General features: G+C 42.4%; 16 protein-coding genes. 2 read left to right on the forward strand and 14 right to left on the reverse strand.

The genetic code is table 11. The annotated features are described in order from the left end of the window. The first annotated feature begins 32 nt into the window (after positions 1 to 32). Positions 33 to 653 carry a TVP38/TMEM64 family protein gene (locus HMPREF2957_RS03915; RefSeq protein ID WP_070677652.1) on the forward strand — a complete coding sequence of 207 codons (621 nt, stop codon included), beginning with the start codon at positions 33 to 35 and terminating at the stop codon, positions 651 to 653. A gap of 39 nt (positions 654 to 692) precedes the next feature. On the opposite strand, the gene HMPREF2957_RS03920 is transcribed toward HMPREF2957_RS03915, so the two are convergent. From HMPREF2957_RS03920 to HMPREF2957_RS03975, 12 genes are all read right to left on the reverse strand, one after another. After that, on the reverse strand, positions 693 to 1,847 hold the full coding sequence (locus HMPREF2957_RS03920) for an MFS transporter (protein ID WP_070677654.1): 1,155 nt from the start codon (positions 1,845 to 1,847) through the stop codon (positions 693 to 695). A gap of 179 nt (positions 1,848 to 2,026) precedes the next feature. Further along, on the reverse strand, positions 2,027 to 2,953 hold the full coding sequence (ftsX, locus tag HMPREF2957_RS03925) for a permease-like cell division protein FtsX (RefSeq protein ID WP_004251331.1): 927 nt from the start codon (positions 2,951 to 2,953) through the stop codon (positions 2,027 to 2,029). Further along, positions 2,946 to 3,638, reverse strand: a complete 693-nt coding sequence (gene ftsE, locus HMPREF2957_RS03930; protein ID WP_004251332.1) for a cell division ATP-binding protein FtsE — start codon at positions 3,636 to 3,638, stop codon at positions 2,946 to 2,948. Before ftsE ends, ftsX begins: the two co-directional genes overlap by 8 nt. Before the next feature lie 15 nt (positions 3,639 to 3,653). Next, a protein-coding gene (gene prfB / locus HMPREF2957_RS03935; protein WP_142321362.1) for a peptide chain release factor 2 occupies positions 3,654 to 4,749 on the reverse strand; the annotation gives its coding sequence in 2 pieces (ribosomal slippage) (positions 3,654 to 4,676 and positions 4,678 to 4,749; 1,095 coding nt in all). Between the two features lie 180 nt (positions 4,750 to 4,929). After that, positions 4,930 to 6,189 carry a TRZ/ATZ family protein gene (locus HMPREF2957_RS03940; RefSeq protein WP_070677656.1) on the reverse strand — a complete coding sequence of 420 codons (1,260 nt, stop codon included), beginning with the start codon at positions 6,187 to 6,189 and terminating at the stop codon, positions 4,930 to 4,932. A gap of 176 nt (positions 6,190 to 6,365) precedes the next feature. Then, the gene (msrB, locus tag HMPREF2957_RS03945) at positions 6,366 to 7,304 is read right to left on the reverse strand and encodes a peptide-methionine (R)-S-oxide reductase MsrB (RefSeq protein WP_070677658.1); all 939 of its coding nucleotides are present in this window, start codon (positions 7,302 to 7,304) and stop codon (positions 6,366 to 6,368) included. Between the two features lie 124 nt (positions 7,305 to 7,428). Continuing rightward, positions 7,429 to 8,298 (reverse strand): homoserine kinase, encoded by an 870-nt coding sequence (gene thrB / locus HMPREF2957_RS03950; RefSeq protein WP_036752996.1) that lies wholly within the window; start codon positions 8,296 to 8,298, stop codon positions 7,429 to 7,431. Between the two features lies 1 nt (position 8,299). Then, complete coding sequence (locus HMPREF2957_RS03955; protein WP_070677660.1) at positions 8,300 to 9,586, reverse strand: homoserine dehydrogenase; 1,287 nt, start codon at positions 9,584 to 9,586, stop codon at positions 8,300 to 8,302. Positions 9,587 to 9,872: 286 nt separating this feature from the next. Further along, positions 9,873 to 10,595: a peroxide stress protein YaaA gene (yaaA, locus tag HMPREF2957_RS03960; RefSeq protein ID WP_070677661.1), complete on the reverse strand. Its 723-nt coding sequence runs from the start codon at positions 10,593 to 10,595 to the stop codon at positions 9,873 to 9,875. Positions 10,596 to 10,674: 79 nt separating this feature from the next. Then, entirely contained in the window at positions 10,675 to 10,839 is a 165-nt protein-coding gene (locus HMPREF2957_RS03965) for a hypothetical protein (RefSeq protein WP_006155852.1), read from the reverse strand. A 119-nt stretch (positions 10,840 to 10,958) separates the two neighbouring features. Next, positions 10,959 to 11,369: a peptide deformylase gene (locus HMPREF2957_RS03970; RefSeq protein WP_006148926.1), complete on the reverse strand. Its 411-nt coding sequence runs from the start codon at positions 11,367 to 11,369 to the stop codon at positions 10,959 to 10,961. A 103-nt stretch (positions 11,370 to 11,472) separates the two neighbouring features. Continuing rightward, positions 11,473 to 14,157, reverse strand: a complete 2,685-nt coding sequence (locus tag HMPREF2957_RS03975) for a cation-translocating P-type ATPase (protein ID WP_070677663.1) — start codon at positions 14,155 to 14,157, stop codon at positions 11,473 to 11,475. 270 nt (positions 14,158 to 14,427) lie between these two features. On the opposite strand from HMPREF2957_RS03975, the gene HMPREF2957_RS03980 reads away from it, so the two are divergent. After that, the gene (locus HMPREF2957_RS03980; protein WP_070677666.1) at positions 14,428 to 15,618 is read left to right on the forward strand and encodes a cation diffusion facilitator family transporter; all 1,191 of its coding nucleotides are present in this window, start codon (positions 14,428 to 14,430) and stop codon (positions 15,616 to 15,618) included. Positions 15,619 to 15,660: 42 nt separating this feature from the next. Here the strand turns inward: HMPREF2957_RS03980 and scrK are convergent, their stop codons facing one another. Continuing rightward, the gene (gene scrK / locus HMPREF2957_RS03985) at positions 15,661 to 16,548 is read right to left on the reverse strand and encodes a fructokinase ScrK (protein WP_070677668.1); all 888 of its coding nucleotides are present in this window, start codon (positions 16,546 to 16,548) and stop codon (positions 15,661 to 15,663) included. Between the two features lie 139 nt (positions 16,549 to 16,687). Next, entirely contained in the window at positions 16,688 to 18,583 is a 1,896-nt protein-coding gene (locus HMPREF2957_RS03990) for a sucrose-specific PTS transporter subunit IIBC (RefSeq protein WP_070677670.1), read from the reverse strand. Positions 18,584 to 18,744: the final 161 nt, after the last annotated feature.

Genomic DNA, 18,744 nt, shown 5'->3' on the forward strand with positions numbered 1-18,744 from the left:
TAGTAGAATCATACTACACAAGAGGAGTTTACATGTCATACGAGAAAGAAATGAAAGCTGTTTCTCCCCTTCTACAGCAAGCGATTCATATTTCCTCCATCGTCGGTGGAGTTGGTACTGTAATATTCTGTATCTGGGCCTATCAGGCGGGTATCTTGCACTCCAAGGAAACCCTATCTGCCTTTATCCAACAGGCGGGTATCTGGGGGCCACCACTCTTTATCTTTTTACAGATTTTGCAGACGGTTGTTCCTATCATTCCAGGTGCTCTTACCTCCGTTGCAGGTGTCTTTATCTATGGGCATATCATCGGGACCATCTACAACTATATCGGTATTGTCATTGGTTGTGCCATTATCTTTTACTTGGTTCGTCTCTACGGAGCGCCCTTTGTCCAGTCTATGGTCAGCAAGCGCACCTATGACAAATATATCGGTTGGCTGGATGAGGGCAATCGCTTTGACCGTTTCTTTATCTTTATGATGATTTGGCCAGTTAGTCCAGCTGATTTTCTCTGCATGTTGGCAGCTCTGACCAAGATGAGCTTCAAGCGGTATATGACCATTATCATCCTGACCAAACCCTTTACCCTGGTTGTTTACACTTATGGCTTGACTTATATCATCGATTACTTTTGGCAGATGTTTGGCTAATACAAAAAAACTCAAGGATTCTCCTTGAGTTTTTCTTTGTTAGGCTTCTTTTTTCAATAAAAGGGAAACAAGCACTGATGTAGCAATCATCCATGCTCCTAGAATAATGAAGGTCATTCGACCATCTGTAGTCACAAAGCCTATCCCTGAAAGAACAAAGGGTGTTAATGATGCTCCAAAAGAACATCCCAAAACAGCATAGGAAGTTGCTTTGTTGAGGAGTTTTGCAGGAATTCGTTCAGATATCAACTGAAAGACTGTCGTCAGAGCGATGCTATAGGCAAATCCTCCCAGGATAGAACCTGCAACCACCACCCAGAGTGAAGGGGAAAGAGCAATGATGATTTGCCCGATTCCAAAAGTGACACCAGCGACCAATAGAAGTCTTTCCTTGAAGGTCGAAATCAGGAAAGAAAAGCTGATTCCAGCTAGAATCCCAATCAACTGCATGGCACTAAGTACCAAACTGGACAACTGAGCATCCCCAAACCCTGCCTCAATCATGAGACTAGGGATACGGAAGGTGATGGCCGTATTGGTACAAACAATCACTGCGGCTGCAATAGCAAGGAAGAAAATAAGCTTTTTCATAGAAGCAGTCAATCTTACTGCTTCTTCTGTCTGATGCTTGGACTCATGAACTTCTGCGTTTCCATAAGGGACAAAGAGAAGGAAGAGTACGAGAACTACTAGACCAGCTGCATAGGCTAGGAAGGTTGCTGTCCAGCCAAAGGCTAAGAGCTGACCGACTGCCAGTGTCAAGATGGATGCTCCTACGACTTCAGCCGATCCACGAAAACCAAGCATTTGGATACGAGTTTTGCCGTGGTAACGTTCACTGATGATCGAAATAGCCTTGGCATTGAGCATTCCTACTCCAAGCCCAAATAGCAAGCGGGTAGCAAAGACAAAGTAATAGCCCTGATACCAGAAAGGTGCCGTTCCACTGATGGATAAAATCAAGAGTCCCAAGGTCAACTGGAGACGTTCAGGAAAAATACGCTCTAAAACTCCGTTCAATAAAAGCATGGCCATAATCCCAAAGGATGGGAGGCTGACCAAGAGTTCGACCTGACCAGTCGAATAGCCCTGATAATAGTCAAACATAGCAGGCAGGGCACTCGAAATAGAAAACGATGTGATCAATACTAACGACAGGGAGAGTATGCTCACTTTTTCCAAAAATTGTTTCATCTTTTCCTCATTCATTGTTCATTTTTCATATTAGTAAAAAGGTCCTTCCCTATCATACACTCTTTAGCCAAAATTGGCAAGCGACTGAGCACCAAGACCAACAGAAAAAGCGGGGCATCAAGAGCTGTGAAGTCTTGATGACATCCCACTTTTTTATGTGTTTTATCCAGTTATGTGACTTAGATTTTCAAGAATCGACGCATTGAGATTCCTGAACCAAGTGAACCGATACAGATTCCGATGAGGAACAAGAGACCGATCATCAATGGAATAAAGGTATTCGGTGTAATCAAAGATAGGTTTTGACCAACCAAGGATGGGTTGACAGATTGGAACACTCGGTTATAGATAAAGTAAACCAATGCTGACGGAAGAGCTGCTCCCAACAATCCGATAAAGGCACCTTCTAGCAAGAATGGGCCACGGATATAACCGTTCTTGGCACCAACCAAACGCATGATTTGGATTTCACGGCTACGTGAAATGATAGTAATACGGATGGTATTTGAAATCAAGAAGACTGCGATGAAGATCAAGAGTCCTGCGATGACCAATCCCCATACACGGATGAAGGAAGCCAACTTGAAGAGACGTTCGGTATTGGCACCACCGTCTTGAACTTCAGAGACACCTTCAATCTTTTTAGCTTCTTCAGCTACAGGTTTTACATCACTTGGTGAATTGGTATCTACGATGTAGGCATCATGAAGAGGGTTTGCATCTCCTTCAAACACCTTCCACTCGTCACCCATAGTTTCAGTCAGCTTTTGGTACTGCTCTTCTTTACTTGAGAAGGTTACATTTTTTACAGCTGGCAGAGCTTTAAGGGCGTTATAGACCTTGTGGTAGTCATTGTTCGTGACTGTCTGGCCTTCTTTTACAATGGTTTCACTGTTGTCTTCAACGTCTTTACGAACATAAACCATGACGCGGACGTTGTTTTCAATATCAGTTGCTAATTTCGCAGTATTGAAGATAACTGAAGCAAAGATAGCAACCAAGGTCAAGGTAATCATTACTGAACTGACAGCAGCAATGGTCATCCATCCATTACGCTTTAAACTCTTTAAAGCTTCGAACAGATGGCGGAAAAATCTACTAATCATCGTATCCGTACTCTCCTTTCGCTTCATCACGTACCACGCGACCATTCTCGATGGCAATAACGCGGTGGCGCAAGGTATTTACGATTTGGCTGTTGTGGGTCGCCATCAAAACAGTTGTCCCTTGAAGATTGATACGTTCCAAGAGGTTCATGATTTCCCATGAGTTATCTGGGTCCAAGTTTCCTGTTGGTTCGTCGGCAATCAAAACCTTAGGATTGTTTACAATAGCACGCGCAATGGCGATACGTTGTTGCTCACCACCTGAAAGTTCATTCGGGAATGAACGAACCTTGTGCTTCAAACCGACAAGGTCCAAGACTTCCATAACACGTTTTTTGATGTTACGACGACTTTCACCAACAACCTCCATGGCGTAAGCAATGTTCTCATAAACGGTTTTCTTTGGCAAAAGTTTGTAATCCTGAAAGACTACTCCAACGTTTCTACGCAAGAACGGAATATCTTTCTTTTTAATCTTAACGAGGTTATAACCTGCAACTTGCAAGCTTCCTTTGTCGATTTTGACCTCACGATACAAGGCACGGATAAAAGTTGATTTACCAGCACCTGAAGGTCCTACGATGTAGGCAAATTCTCCTGCATCGATATTTACAGTGATGCCACGTAGGGCTGTTGTCCCGTTGTCATATTTTTTGACAACATCTCTCATTTCAATGATTGACATGTGACTTCCTTTCTTTTAACTGATACGCCATTTCAGATAAGCATCGATGAAACCATCTAGGTCTCCATCCATTACCTTATCTACTTGCGCTACTTCAAAGTTGGTACGATGGTCTTTTACCATTGTATAAGGCGTAAATACATAGGAGCGGATTTGGCTTCCCCATGTAATTTCCTTTTTCTCACCCTTGAGCGAGTCTACCTCAGCAGCTTTCTTTTCCTGCTCCATCTGGTAGAGTTTTGCCTGAAGCATCTTCATAGCACGGTCACGGTTTCCGTACTGAGTACGGTCGACGGTTGATGCTACGACGATCCCTGTCGGAATGTGAGTCAAGCGGACACCTGTTGAAACCTTGTTGACGTTTTGTCCACCTGCTCCACCTGAACGGAAGGTATCCATCTTGATATCATCCTCACGGATTTCAACTTCGATAGTATCATCCAACTCTGGCATAACTTCTACAGAAGTAAATGAGGTGTGGCGACGTTTAGCAGAGTCAAATGGTGAGATACGGACCAAACGGTGAACTCCCATCTCTGACTTGAGAAGACCATAAGCATTTGGTCCTTCAAAAGACAAGGTTACTGACTTGATTCCTGCCTCATCACCTGCTTGGTAGTCCAATACCTCAACCTTGAAGCCTTTGGCATTTCCATAGCGAGTATACATACGAAGGAGCATATCGCCCCAGTCTTGAGCCTCTGTTCCCCCAGAACCTGGATGGATTTCAAGGATGGCGTTGTTGTGATCGTAGGGCTCTGACAAGAGAAGTGTCATTTCGTAGCTAGTCATCATCTGATCTAACTCAGAGAGTTTTTCAACCAACTCATCCTTCACAGATTCGTCCTCTGCCAAAAAGTCCAGTAAAATCTCAACTTCATCCTGCAACTCATCCATCTTGTGGAAGGTATTATAGGTATTTTTGAGTTCGTTTAATTCTTGCGACGTTTTTTGGGCCGCAATATTATCGTTCCAAAAATCAGGTTCTGTCATTTTGTTTTCCAAAATGGCAATTTCTTCCTCTAAACCTTCGAGGTCAAAGAGACCCCCTGAAAGAAGCTAATTTTTCACGATTTGCATCAATTTTTTGACGAATTTCTGAAATGTCCATAGATACTCCTTTTTTTGCATCTTATTATTATACCACAATTTTTTTTTTTTATCTAATAGGTGTTTTTCTAATTTAGTATCAATATATTTCTGCAAGACATCTACTCGCCTGATTTCTAGCAAAATTTTAAAAACCTCACAAGAATTTTCCCGTGAGATTTAGAGAATTTATACTACTTTTTTACAAGTTAACCGTCAACACTTGACCGTCTTTCATGACTTGTTCACCAGCGATATAGACATCATTAACATCACTGGATTTGACAGAGTATACTAGATGAGATAGCATGTTTTCTTGAGGTTGAAGATGGATTTTGCCTTGGGGTTGGATGACGAGGAAATCAGCTTGCTTGCCGACTTCTAGACTACCAAGCTCATCTTCCATTCCTAACACCTTAGCACCCTCAATTGTCAGTGCCTTGAGGGCAGTTTCGATTGGAAATTGGCTGGCATCGCCACTCTTCATCTTCTGTAAGAGTGCTGCTGTCCGCCCTTCCTCAAACATATCCAGGTTATTGTTAGAAGCAACTGAATCCGTCGCAATACCAACTGCTACTCCTGCTTTTTGAAGTTGGACGACTGGTGCAATCCCTGAGGCTAATTTGAGGTTGCTGATAGGATTGTGGGCGATAGCGACTTGCGAATCTGCCAAGCGGGCAATCTCTGCTTCATTTAACTCAACACCGTGAGCAAAGACAGCTTTATGATCTAAATAGCCGAGCTCATCTAGGAAGGCTAATGGGCGTTTGCCATAGCGTTTCAGGATAATGCCTGACTCTTCCTGTGTTTCTGCAACATGGATATGAAGAGGAATGTTTTCTTCTTTTGCTAGCCCAAGACTTGCCTCCAGCAAATCTCGACTACAACTGTAGGGCGAATGAGGAGCCACCATCACCTTGAAATTTGTATCCTGGTAGCCTTTGATTGTCTCGATAACAGATCGAGTTCTGGCTATAGTTTCAGCCGTCGTCTCAGATTCTGAAGAAAAGAGGGTTGGAGAAAAATAACAACGCATCTTGGATGCCTTGACTGCCTCATAAATCTCAGTTATATCCACTCCATTAGGATTGTACATGTCGTTGAAGGTTGTTGTTCCAGACTGGAGCATTTCTGTTAGCGCCTCTTTGACGGCCTTTGTAGTCATCTCTGGTGTGAATTCTGCTTCTGCTGGCCAGATATAGTCCTCTAGCCATTCATGGAGATTACTATCATCACGAATACCTCTCAAGCCTGTCATGGCAGAGTGAGTATGGCAGTTAACCAAGCCAGGCATAATCCAGGCACCCTGATAGTCTATGATTTGATCTGCTTGTTTAAGAATCTCTTGATTTTCCTGACCGACATAGACGATTTGAGATTCTTTAATAGCCAAAATCCCATCCAAATAGACGTGGAAATCTTGGTCACAAGTCACGATATTTACATGCTGAAAGACTTTCATCCCTAGGCTCCTTTTCTATATAAGTATTCATACTGGATAATTTTCTAGCTATTGTAACAAAAAAGTCACCCGAAGGCAACTTTTCTTATTGTTTATGAGGTTTAAAGTAAGAAAGTAAGTGTTTCATGAGTCCCTTCTATTTCCAAAATGAAGAAGGTGGAAAAACCACCATCTTTTTACTTATTCAAATATGGAAGCAGGTAGCCGTAGCCGGCTTCCTCCATTTCATCCTTAGCGATAAATCGTAAGGATGCAGAATTGATACAATAGCGTAAACCACCTAGTTCCTGAGGTCCGTCTGTAAAGACATGTCCCAAGTGAGCATTTCCTGAACGTGACCGGACTTCGATACGTTCCATGCCATGACTCAAGTCTTGGTAGTAATGAATGAGTTCCTTGGAAATAGGACGGCTAAAACTTGGCCAACCACAGCCTGAGGCAAACTTATCCTTGGCAAAGAAGAGGGGCTCACCAGTCGTGATATCGACATAAATTCCTTCCTCAAAAGTTTGGTCATAAGCATTGCTAAAAGGAGCTTCCGTCGCAGCCTCTTGGGTAACTCGGTAGGACTCTTCTGATAAACTTTCTCGTAAAACTGCCTGACTCGGTTTTTCATAGTTGGCGGCATCTATCAGTGGTTTCTCAGCATCTCTCACATCGATATGGCAATAGCCTCCAGGATTTTTCTTGAGGTAGTCTTGGTGATAGTCTTCAGCTAAGATATAGTGGCGAAGCTTCTCCACTTCTACTGCAATTTTACGACCGATGAGGAGTTCTTGTTCACGAACTACTGTATTAATAGTCGGTAAATCCTCTTCATCTAGGTAATAAATCCCTGTGCGGTACTGACGACCACGGTCATTGCCTTGTTGGTTGACAGATAAAGGATCAATGACTCGGAAATAATAGAGCAAGATCTCACGAAGCGATACCACCTTTTCATCGTAGACGACTTGCACAGTCTCTGCGTGATCTGTTTCTTTGATCAATTGATAATTGGTGGTTTCTACTTGACCATTAGCATAACCAACACTTGTTTGCAGCACTCCAGAAATACGTGAAAAGTACTCTTCTAAGCCCCAAAAACAACCACCTGCTAAATATATTTCTGCCATTTCAAATCCTCCTTGACCGTCCAGCGGTCTACAAAACTGGGAATCATTTCATATCCCATGTTTCATTTTCAAAAAAAGGACAGGAAGCCCTCTAATAGAGAGTTTCCCCATCCTATTGTTCTGTTTATTTTGCTTCGACGCGAACGCCTTGTGTATCAACTTGCAAATCATGAAGCTTGCCTTTGAAAGGTTGCTTTTCAAGCTCAGCCTTAATCTTAGGCATCTTATCAGGATCAGCCAAGACCATGACAGTCGGACCAGCACCAGACAAGTAGGTCGCATAAGCACCATTTCTCTTAGCAACTTTCTTGATCGTCGCAAATTCTCTTACCAGTTCTTGACGGTAACGCTCATGGAAAAGGTCACTCTCAATAGCCTGGCCTGCTTTGACCATGTCTCCAGTCAGTAGGGCTGCAATAGCCACATTGGCGATAGAACTTGCAGCAACGGCTTCCTTGTATGATAGTTTCTTTGGCAAGACACCACGACTATCTCTAGTACGCAATTCATAGTTTGGAATATAAGCTAGAAAAGCACACTCTGGGAAAGGCGCCACAACAGCAGAAACCTGACCTTCTACCGAACTAGCAATTACGAGATTTCCATAGATAGCAGGTGCAACATTATCAGGATGCCCTTCGATTTTAGTTGCCAATTGTAATTTTTCATGTTTGCTTAGTTTCAAGTTTCCGAGTTGATTTGCCAGTTCAATCCCAGCAACGATGACCGAGCTCGATGAACCTAGTCCACGCGCAAGAGGAATATCACTAACCATCTTCAGACGTCTAGGTTGGAGGTCTGGAACAATTTGTAGAGCAATCTTCAGCAAAAGATTACGTTCATCACGTGGAATCCATTTGCCTAATTGGTGCTCAATCATCCATTCTTCACGTTCCTCACAAACCTGAATTTCTAGATACTTGGTTACAGCTACACCAACCGAGTCAAAGCCAGGACCCACATTGGCACTTGTAGCAGGTACAATAATCTTCATCTTAGTCTCCTAAAACCTTGAAGGTGTTGAGAAGTTCAAACTCGGCTACACCCTTCAAAGCTGCTGTAATATTTTCAAGTTGCGCCTTGTTGATTTTATGAGTGATGATGACAACACGAGCCTTGCCTTCTTGCTTACCATCTTGAAGGATCTGCTTGAAGGAAATATCTTCTGCGTTAAATAGCTCAGCCAATTTCAAGACTTGACCTTTTGAATCTGGAGCCAAGATTGAGAAATAGTAGTTGGCTTTGACGTCTTCTGGCTTAGCCAAGACTACTGGACGGCTGTATTCATTAAAGGCTTTTCCAATTGTTCCATCATTCAGACGACGAACGATGCGGGCAATATCAGCCACAACACTTGTTGCAGTTGGTTTTTGACCTGCACCTGGTCCATAGTACATAGACTCGCCGATACCGATAGACTCAACAAAGACAGCATTCATAACACCATTAACACTTGCAAGCGGGTGAGTTTTAGGAAGGAAGGTTGGCGTAACCTCAGCAGCAATTCCTGAAGCTGTTTCTTCGATAGAACCAACTAATTTCACAACATAACCAAGTTCTTGAGCTACTGCCACATCTTCTAGAGTGATGTTGCGAATTCCTTGGTGACCCACATCTTCAAACTTAACATTCATTCCAAAGGCGAACTGACTGAGGATGACCATCTTGTAAGCCGCATCAATTCCATCAACGTCATTGGTAGGGTCGCTTTCAGCAAAGCCAAGTCGTTGGGCTTCTGCCAAAGCATCTTCATAAGACCAACCTTCTGTTACCATTTTGGTCATCATGAAGTTAGATGTTCCGTTGACAACACCAAGAACGCGTGTGATTTTGTCTGATGCTAATGAGTTAACCAAAGTACGAAGAATTGGGATTCCTCCTGCAACAGCTGCTTCATAGTATAGAGCAACATTGTGAGCTTTGGCTACCTCAAGCAATTCTGCACTATGGACTGCCAAAAGATCCTTGTTAGCTGTCACAACGTGTTTCCCTGCTTCTAAAGCACGAGTGATAAAGGTTTTAGCAGGTTCGATACGCCCCATCAACTCAACAACAATAGTAATGTCTTTGTCTGACAAAATTTCATCGATATTTGTTACAAAATTAAAATCATTTCCTGCTTCAAGTAAGCGGGCTTTCTCTTGATCGTCTTTGACCAAAACTTTAGCTACTTCAATTTCTGACTGGGCTGCTTGAACAATTTTTTCTTTATTTTCCTTTAGCAAGAATGGTACGCCACTGGCAACTGTACCAAATCCAAGTAAAGCAATCTTAACTGACATGTTTGTCTCCTCGAAATTTTCTAATAGTCCTATTATACCAAAATTGTGTGAAAATTCCTACCATTCTAAACTAAAAATAGGATCATCAAATCACAAAAAAGGGCTGGGACAAAAGTCCTAGCCTCTCATTTGTCTATGGATTGTCGAGCAAGACGCAGTGGTTGAGTGGGCTCTACTACGCTGATTTCATCAGCTTTTACAGCCCTACTCAACTGTGCGGAGGTGGGACGACGAAATCGAATTCTAACGAATTACCGATTTCTGTCCCACTCTCTCTATTTCCTATCTATTTCACAAAAGCCAATTCCTTGTCACTAGACAAGTCTTCTCGATAATTGAAACCCGCAAAGCTGAGCTTTTTAATCTCTTCAACTGAGGTTACCTGATTTTCCGTCAAAGATGTTAAGAAGGCGCCTCTAGCTTTTTTCGAAATGGTTGAATGGATTTTTAGTTTCCCATCTCTATCTTCCATAAACTTAAAGGTCACCATTTTTTCACGGATTTCTTTAGGAAAAACATTCTCAAATTCTGATGACAAGAGAGAAAAGATTAACTCCTGGTCTTTCATTGACTCCTCATAGGCTGACTGCCAATGACTTTTCAAGCTTTTTCCAGCGACTTTTAGTTTCATCAAAAAGTCCAGTCTGTGAGGCGCAATCGGTTCAAAGGCTGGAATCACACCATAGAAAGCTGACGTTATCATGAGGTGTTTCTCGAGATATGTTTGCTCCTCCTTGGTGAGATCGTCCCGTTTGAGGTTGCGATACATGAGTCCATCAAAGAGGTGCAAGGCTGGATAGTTTGTCGCAGTTTCATTTTTCAAGGCCTGGATATGGTCATACTCCTCTTGCGCTTTTTCGGCAGATATTTTGTAAAAACTCTCCAGCTCTTGGGCAGAATATCTGGCCAATTCATCCAGCACTGCCTGACTTTCAGGAGGCAATGGTTTAGCCTCTAAACTAGGGATTTCGGTATTCATTTCTTTTGCGGTTGGGATTAGAATTTTCATAGTGTTAGTGTAGCATATTTTTTTAGGACTACCAAGGATTTGAGCCTAAAAACCTCGGTGAATACCGAGGCTTCTTTCCTTATTTTGGCAATCCTAACCAGATTGCAAAGAGAACTAGTGCTGTCCCAAGGCAGCTTGCCAAGATAGATGACAGATTAAACTTTTTCTCCTTTAGATGAGAAAATCCTATCTTCAAAGCGAAAAGACCAAGCAACATCGAACCAATCATCAGATAAAACCCCATTTGACTGTCCTCCATTTATTATTCTTTCATTTATTATCACAAATTTCAAACAAGAGTGCAAGAAAAACGAGGTTGTTTCCTTAAGCTTAAAGGATGTACCCTGATCTGGGATACAAGGCCTATATGATAATCCCTTCCAAATGATCCAATTCGTGTTGACAAATCTGAGCCGGAAAACCTGTCAGGGTAATGGTCTGCTCTTGCCAATGGATATCTCTGTAGCTTACTGTAATCTTCTCATACCTAGTTGTCGGTCTTACACCCGTCAAAGACAAACAACCTTCCTCTGTCTCGTATGATCCTTCAAAAGATTGGAGAACTGGATTAAACATAACCATGGGAATCATTCCGATATTAAAAATAATGACGCGTTTTTGTACCCCAATCATATTGGCCGCTAGTCCAACACAGCTTTCTCGGTTAGCCAATAGGGTATCCTGCAAATCCTTTGCTAGGGGTAAATCTTCCTGACTAGCAGGCTGAGATACCTGCGACAAAAACAAGATATCTTTTACAATTTTCTTTTCCAACTACTATTCCTCCATCTTTTTCTCAACTTGATTATAGCATAAAATCTATCTCTGTTTACCATATATAAAAGCAAAAAGCCATCCGAAGATGACTTTTCAATGCTTAAATAGCGTTTTTATCTTTTCCAAGTGCTCGTTGAACTGCTTTGACAATCTCAACAAGGACCACGATCATAAGTGCTCCTACAGCGACCACCATCCATTGAGTCAAACTCAAATGTGACACGTGGAAGAGATTATTAAATCCAGGAACCAAAATTGTCACCACAAAGAGGACAAAGGCAACAGGGATAGACCAGTTAAAGGTCTTGTTTGTAAAGAGTCCCACTTTAAAGATTGATTGGTAAACCGACTTAACGTTAAAGGCATGGAGCAATTGGATCAAACCGAGAGTTGCAAAAGCCATGGTAAGGGCATCCGCATGGATCTCAGTATGACTTTGGTGCTCTGGGAAGAGAAGAGCCCAACCATAAACACCTAAAACGAGCATGGTTTGGAAGATCCCTTGATAAATGATTGCTCCGAAGACACCACCATCAAAGAAGTTAGACTTACGTCCACGAGGTTTGTGAGTCATAACGCCTGGCTCAGCTGGTTCCACCCCAAGAGCGATGGCTGGTAGCGTATCTGTTACCAGGTTAATCCATAGCAAATGCACTGGTTGAAGCACATCCCAACCTAACAAGGTTGCAAAGAAGATGGTGAAAACTTCAGCCATATTGGCAGACAAGAGGTATTGGATTGATTTTTGGATATTTGAGAAGACCTTACGTCCTTCTTCTACCGCTACGATAATGGTTGCAAAGTTATCATCAGCAAGGACCATATCCGAAGCTCCCTTAGAAACTTCTGTACCTGTAATCCCCATACCGATACCGATATCCGCTGTCTTAAGTGAAGGCGCATCGTTAACTCCATCACCTGTCATGGCAACAACTTTACCTTCATTTTGCCATGCTTTCACGATACGAACCTTGTGCTCAGGTGATACACGCGCGTAAACAGAGTATTGCTTGAAGACTTTTTGGAATTCTTCATCAGTGAGTTCATTCAACTCAGCACCCGTGAAGACATGGTCTTCTGTATCATTTGGATCGATGATACCGAGACGTTTAGCGATAGCTTCCGCTGTATCTTGGTGGTCACCAGTGATCATAATCGGACGGATACCCGCTTCCTTAGCGACACGAACAGCTTCTGCAGCTTCTGGACGTTCAGGGTCAATCATGCCGACCAAACCAGAGAAAATAAGGTCAGATTCAACAATTTCAGATTCCAAGGTTGGAATTTCGTTACTTGTCTTGTAAGCCATCATCAAGACACGAAGGGCTTGTTTAGCTAAGTCTTTGTTGGTAGCAAGGATAGCTTGTTTATCTTCTTCTGTGATGGGGCGAACTTCCCCATTGACTTCAATACGAGTCACGCGCTTGAGCAACTGATCAGGTGCACCCTTGACAGCGATAAAGTAAGAACCGTCTGCTTCCTTATGAATGGTAGACATGAGTTTACGGTCTGAGTCAAATGGCAATTCAGCTACACGTGGTTCATCCTTCAAGACTTCACGAACATCAAAGTTGTGGTCCAAACCAAACTGTACAAGAGCTGTCTCAGTTGGGTCCCCAATCAACTTACCAGATGGATCTACCTTGGTGTCATTGGCAAAGTTCATGATACGAAGGGTATTGTTGTCAGCAGCAATCTCGGATGCCGAGCTTTGCAATTGACCGTTGGTATAAACTTTTTCAACCGTCATTTGGTTCATGGTCAAAGTACCTGTTTTATCAGATGCGATGATTTCTGTTGAACCAAGAGTTTCAACCGCTGGTAATTTACGAACAATCGAATTCCGTTTGGCAAGGGTTGTTGTTCCCAAAGATAGAACGATGGTTACAATGGCAGGGAGACCTTCTGGAATCGCAGCAACCGCAAGAGCAACCGCCACCATCAAGCCTTCTAATGGATGTTCTCCACGAACAAAGACACCAACCAAGAAAGTGATCACTGCAATCACAACGATCAAGTAAGTCAAGGCCTTAGATAATTGTTCCAAGCTTTGCTTCAATGGTGTCTCTGTCTCGTCAGCATTAGCCAACATGTCCGCAATCTTACCAACTTCTGTGTACATACCAGTGTTGGTCACGACACCAATCCCACGACCGTATGTTACGTTTGAGTTTTGGTAAGCCATGTTAACACGATCCCCGATACCAGCATCTGCTTCAACAAGTCCTGTCACATCTTTTTCAACTGGGACAGACTCTCCTGTAAGAGCTGCTTCTTCAATTTTAAGGGAAGCTGCTTCAAACAAACGCATATCTGCGGGCACGACATCTCCCGCTTCAAGCAAGACGATATCTCCAGGTACCAATTCTTTTGAGTCAATCTCAATGACATGACCATCACGACGAACACGAGCCATCGGGCTAGACATATTTTTCAGAGCTTCAATGGCTGCTTCTGCTTGCCCTTCCTGGTAAACCCCAAAGGCAGCATTCAAGACAACAACGGCCAAGATGATAATGGCATCCGTTAGGCCGTCCATTCCTTCTGTAATCACAGAAAGTGCCGCTGCCGCAAGCAAGATGATAATCATCAAATCCTTAAATTGATCAAGGAATTTAGCTAGTAGGCTACGTTTCTCTCCCTCTTCCAACTCATTACGACCATAAGTCGCTAGTCGTTCTTGAGCTTGAGCAGTTGACAAACCCTCGATAGATGAGTCTAAGTTCTTTAGGACTTCTTCTGAGGTCTGTGTGTAAAACAAGTCTTTATTTTGTTCTTTTGACAAAACAGTCTCCTCCTTTTTGGCCTCTTTTTACAAAAAAAGAGACCTGTTTTTTAAAAAAACAAGTCTCGCTGTTTAATATAGTGCCGGAAAAAATTCGTAATGACGACACTATCGCGGTTTCCCGCCAGCTACTCCCTTGAGTAGTTCTATTATATCAGAATTTCAAAAGTTTTCAAGTTTTGAGGTGTATTTAACTTACTTCCCACATTTGAATTTTCCTTGGAAAACCAGTATAATGAAAGAATACTAAAATGCTAGAAGGGGAGTTAGATGAATCAATCGGTTTCAAACTTAAAATTAGCTGAGCGTGGTGCCATTATCAGCATCTTGACCTATCTATTCTTATCTGCAGCTAAGCTAGCGACCGGACACCTCCTCCATTCATCCAGTTTGGTAGCTGATGGTTTTAACAACGTTTCAGATATCGTTGGAAACGTGGCCCTTCTCATCGGGATTCGTTTGGCTCGCCAACCGGCAGATAGAGATCATCGCTTCGGTCACTGGAAAATCGAGGATTTGGCAAGTCTCATCACTTCCATCATCATGTTTTACGTTGGCTTTGATGTTCTACGTGACACCATTCAAAAGATACTCAGCCGAGAACAAACGGGCATTGACCCACTTGGTGCGACTCTGGGAGTCGTCTCTGCCATCATCATGTTTGCCGTTTATCTCTACAATACCCATCTGAGTAAGCAAGCTAAATCAAAGGCCCTCAAGGCTGCAGCTAAGGACAATCTGTCAGATGCCGTGACATCTCTTGGAACTTCTATCGCTATCCTGGCTAGTAGCTTCAACTATCCAATCGTGGATAAATTAGTCGCCATCATCATTACCTTCTTTATCCTCAAGACTGCCTATGATATCTTTATCGAGTCATCCTTCAGTCTTTCTGACGGTTTTGATGAGCACTTGCTGGAAGATTACCAAAAAGCTATCATGGAAATTCCTAAGATTAGCAAGGTCAAATCTCAAAGGGGTCGTACCTACGGAAGCAATATTTATCTAGACATTACACTTGAGATGAACCCAGACCTGTCTGTTTTTGAAAGTCACGAAATTGCGGACCAAGTTGAATCCATGTTATCAGAACGATTTGGTGTCTTTGATACAGACATTCATATTGAACCAGCACCAATCCCTGAGGATGAAATTCTAGATAATGTCTATAAAAAATTGCTCATGAGAGAGCAACTAATCGACCAAGGAAATCAACTGGAGGAATTACTTGCAGAAGACTTCATTTATATCCGCCAGGACGGACAAGAACTGGACAAGGATGCCTATAAGGCTGAAAAAGAATTAACCTCTGCTATCAAGGAGCTTCATTTAACTTCTATCAGTCAGAAAACAAAGCTCATCCGCTACCAAGTCGGTGATACCATTCATACCAGCATCTGGCGTCGCCACGAAACTTGGCAAAATATTTTCCATCAGGAAACAAAAATAGAAAAAGACTAAAGCAAAACTCCCAACTTTCTCAGTTGGGAGTTTTTTATATTCTTATTTTGCAACGCTCTTAGCAAGAACGAAGTTTCCTAGTGTAGCTGAACCATTGCCAGCAACAGCTGGAGTCACGATATAGTCGCGCACATCTGGAACTGGTAGGTAGCCGTTGAGCAAGGATGTGAATTTCTCACGTACACGGTCAAGCATATGTTGTTGAGCCATAACCCCACCACCAAAGACGATGAGATCTGGACGGAAAGTTACAGTCGCATTCACTGCAGCTTGAGCAATGTAGTAGGCTTGAACATCCCAGACAGAGTTGTTGGGTTCAATGTTTTCCCCACGAACACCTGTACGAGCTTCCAAACTTGGACCAGCTGCATAACCTTCCAAACATCCATTATGGAAAGGACAAACACCTTTAAATTCTTTTTCAATATCCATTGGGTGTCTAGCCACATAATAATGCCCCATCTCAGGGTGACCAACACCGCCAATAAACTCGCCACGTTGGATAACACCTGCACCGATACCTGTACCGATTGTGTAATAAACCAAGTTTTCGATACGACCGCCGGCATTATTACGAGCAACCACTTCACCGTATGCAGAACTGTTTACGTCTGTCGTGAAATACATAGGCACGTTTAGAGCGCGACGAAGAGCACCAAGCAAGTCTACATTTGCCCAGTTAGGTTTTGGAGTTGTTGTGATAAATCCGTAAGTTTTTGAGTTTTTATCGATATCGATTGGACCAAATGAACCAATGGCAAGTCCTGCAAGATTGTCGAATTTTGAGAAGAACTCGATGGTTTTATCGATTGTTTCAATAGGTGTTGTTGTAGGAAATTGTACTTTTTCTACAACGTTATAGTTTTCATCTCCGACAGCACAGACAAATTTTGTACCGCCCGCTTCCAAGCTTCCGTATAGTTTTGTCATGATTAACCTCTTGTATTTATTTTCTTTATTATAGCATATTTCCAGACTGAAAATTGCTCAATATTTTAGATTTTCCTCTGTAAATTTTACCATTCAATCAAAAACGAACAAACATGACATTTGTTCGTTTTTTGATTTATTAAGCTTTAACTTCAATGACTGCGTCACCCTTAGCAACTGATCCAGAAGCAACTGGATTTACTGAAGCAAAGTCTGCAGTGTTTGTCACAATAACCATTGTTGTGTTATCCAGACCTGCAGCAGCAATCTTAGCTGAGTCAAATGTTCCAAGAACATCTCCAGCTTTAACCTTGTCACCTTGGGCAACTTTATGGTTAAATCCTTCACCGTTCATTGAAACAGTGTCGATACCAACGTGGATCAAGATTTCAGCTCCGTTAGCTGTTCTTAGGCCATAAGCATGTCCTGTTGGGAAGACAATTGTCACTTCAGCATCAGCTGGTGCGTAAACAACATCTTCACTTGGTTTTACAGCGATACCTTGTCCCATAGCTCCACTTGAGAATACTGGGTCATTCACATTTGAAAGAGCAACGACATCACCAACGATTGGTGTTTGGATAACACCTTCGCTAGGTGAAACCACAGTACCAGTTACTGCTTCTTCTGTTAAACGGTCAGTTTCAGCTTCAGAAATTGCTCCTGAAACTTCTTCTACTTCATCTTCGTAACCAAACATGTAAGTAAGAGCAAAACCAAGTACAAATGATACAGCTACCATAAGAAGGTATTGTAGAAGTTGTCCGTTACCAATGTAAAGCATTGTACCAGGGATGATTGTGATACCATTACCAGTACCAGCAAGTCCAAGGATAGATGCCAATCCACCACCGATTGCACCAGCAATCAATGAAAGGAAGAATGGTTTACGGAAACGCAAGTTAACCCCGAAGATAGCAGGCTCAGTAATACCTAGGAAGGCAGAAAGAGCAGCTGGGAAAGCAAGTGTTTTAAGTTTAGGATTTTTAGTTTTCACACCAACGGCTACTGTCGCAGCACCTTGAGCAGTCATGGCAGCTGTGATGATAGCGTTGAATGGGTTAGCATGGTCAGCAGCAAGCAATTGAACTTCAAGCAAGTTGAAGATGTGGTGAACACCTGATACGACGATTAATTGGTGAACTCCACCAATCAAGAAACCACCAAGTCCGAATGGCAAGTTAAGAATTGCTTTAGTTCCAATGAGGATGTAGTTTTCAACAACGTGGAAGACTGGTCCGATAACAAACAATCCAAGAATTGACATTACAAGGAGTGTTACGAACGGTGTTACCAAGAGGTCAAGTACATCTGGAACAACCTTGCGAACTGCTTTTTCAAACTTAGCTCCAACAACCCCGATAATGAAAGCTGGAAGAACTGAACCTTGCAAACCTACAACTGGGATAAATCCGAAGAACTGCATTGCAGTTACTTCACCACCAGACGCAACAGCCCAGGCATTTGGAAGTGAACCAGAAACGAGCATCATACCAAGAACGATACCAACGGCTGGGTTACCACCGAATACACGGAAAGTTGACCAAACAACCAAACCTGGCAAGATAATAAAGGCAGTGTCAGTCAAGATCTGAGTATAAGTTGTCACATCTTCTGGAAGTGTCATTCCAAGAGCAGTCAAGAGACCACGAACACCCATGAAGAGACCAGTTGCTACGATAACTGGAATGATTGGAACGAAGACGTCACCGAAAGTACGGATGGCACGTTGGAACCAATTTCCTTGTTTAGCAGCTTCTGCTTTCATTTCAGCTTTTGTTGAAGTTGGCAAACCAAGAGCTACGACTTCATCGTACATCTTGTTTACTGTACCAGTACCAAAGATGATTTGGTATTGACCTGAGTTAAAGAAAGCACCTTGAACTTTTTCCAAGCTCTCGATAGCATCTTTGTTAATTTTCGCTTCATCTTTAACCATAACGCGAAGACGAGTCGCACAGTGAGCTACACTATTAACGTTCTCACGTCCACCTAAGGCTTCGATGACTTTTTTTGCAATTTCTGTATTCGTCATTTGCAAAAATCTCCTTATAAAAAATTTGTAAAATGTTTGAAAGCGATTTTATCCGCCCTACGCATATAATTCTATCATGTTTTTAAAATATGTCAAGCGTTTTGCAGAAAAAATTTTAGCATTTTGAACTTTTTGATTGTTTTTGATGTTTTTTAAATAAA

Source organism: Streptococcus sp. HMSC062D07 (assembly GCF_001814215.1).
GTDB lineage: Bacteria > Bacillota > Bacilli > Lactobacillales > Streptococcaceae > Streptococcus > Streptococcus infantis_I.

Bases quoted from the DNA above. Each gene is read 5' to 3' on its own strand.
- HMPREF2957_RS03915 (WP_070677652.1), top strand. From the start codon at position 33: ATGTCATACGAGAAAGAAATGAAAGCTGTTTCTCCCCTTCTACAGCAA.
- HMPREF2957_RS03920 (WP_070677654.1), bottom strand. From the start codon at position 1,847: ATGAAACAATTTTTGGAAAAAGTGAGCATACTCTCCCTGTCGTTAGTA.
- ftsX (WP_004251331.1), bottom strand. From the start codon at position 2,953: ATGATTAGTAGATTTTTCCGCCATCTGTTCGAAGCTTTAAAGAGTTTA.
- ftsE (WP_004251332.1), bottom strand. From the start codon at position 3,638: ATGTCAATCATTGAAATGAGAGATGTTGTCAAAAAATATGACAACGGG.
- HMPREF2957_RS03940 (WP_070677656.1), bottom strand. From the start codon at position 6,189: ATGAAAGTCTTTCAGCATGTAAATATCGTGACTTGTGACCAAGATTTC.
- msrB (WP_070677658.1), bottom strand. From the start codon at position 7,304: ATGGCAGAAATATATTTAGCAGGTGGTTGTTTTTGGGGCTTAGAAGAG.
- thrB (WP_036752996.1), bottom strand. From the start codon at position 8,298: ATGAAGATTATTGTACCTGCTACAAGTGCCAATGTGGGTCCTGGCTTT.
- HMPREF2957_RS03955 (WP_070677660.1), bottom strand. From the start codon at position 9,586: ATGTCAGTTAAGATTGCTTTACTTGGATTTGGTACAGTTGCCAGTGGC.
- yaaA (WP_070677661.1), bottom strand. From the start codon at position 10,595: ATGAAAATTCTAATCCCAACCGCAAAAGAAATGAATACCGAAATCCCT.
- HMPREF2957_RS03965 (WP_006155852.1), bottom strand. From the start codon at position 10,839: ATGGGGTTTTATCTGATGATTGGTTCGATGTTGCTTGGTCTTTTCGCT.
- HMPREF2957_RS03980 (WP_070677666.1), top strand. From the start codon at position 14,428: ATGAATCAATCGGTTTCAAACTTAAAATTAGCTGAGCGTGGTGCCATT.
- scrK (WP_070677668.1), bottom strand. From the start codon at position 16,548: ATGACAAAACTATACGGAAGCTTGGAAGCGGGCGGTACAAAATTTGTC.
- HMPREF2957_RS03990 (WP_070677670.1), bottom strand. From the start codon at position 18,583: ATGACGAATACAGAAATTGCAAAAAAAGTCATCGAAGCCTTAGGTGGA.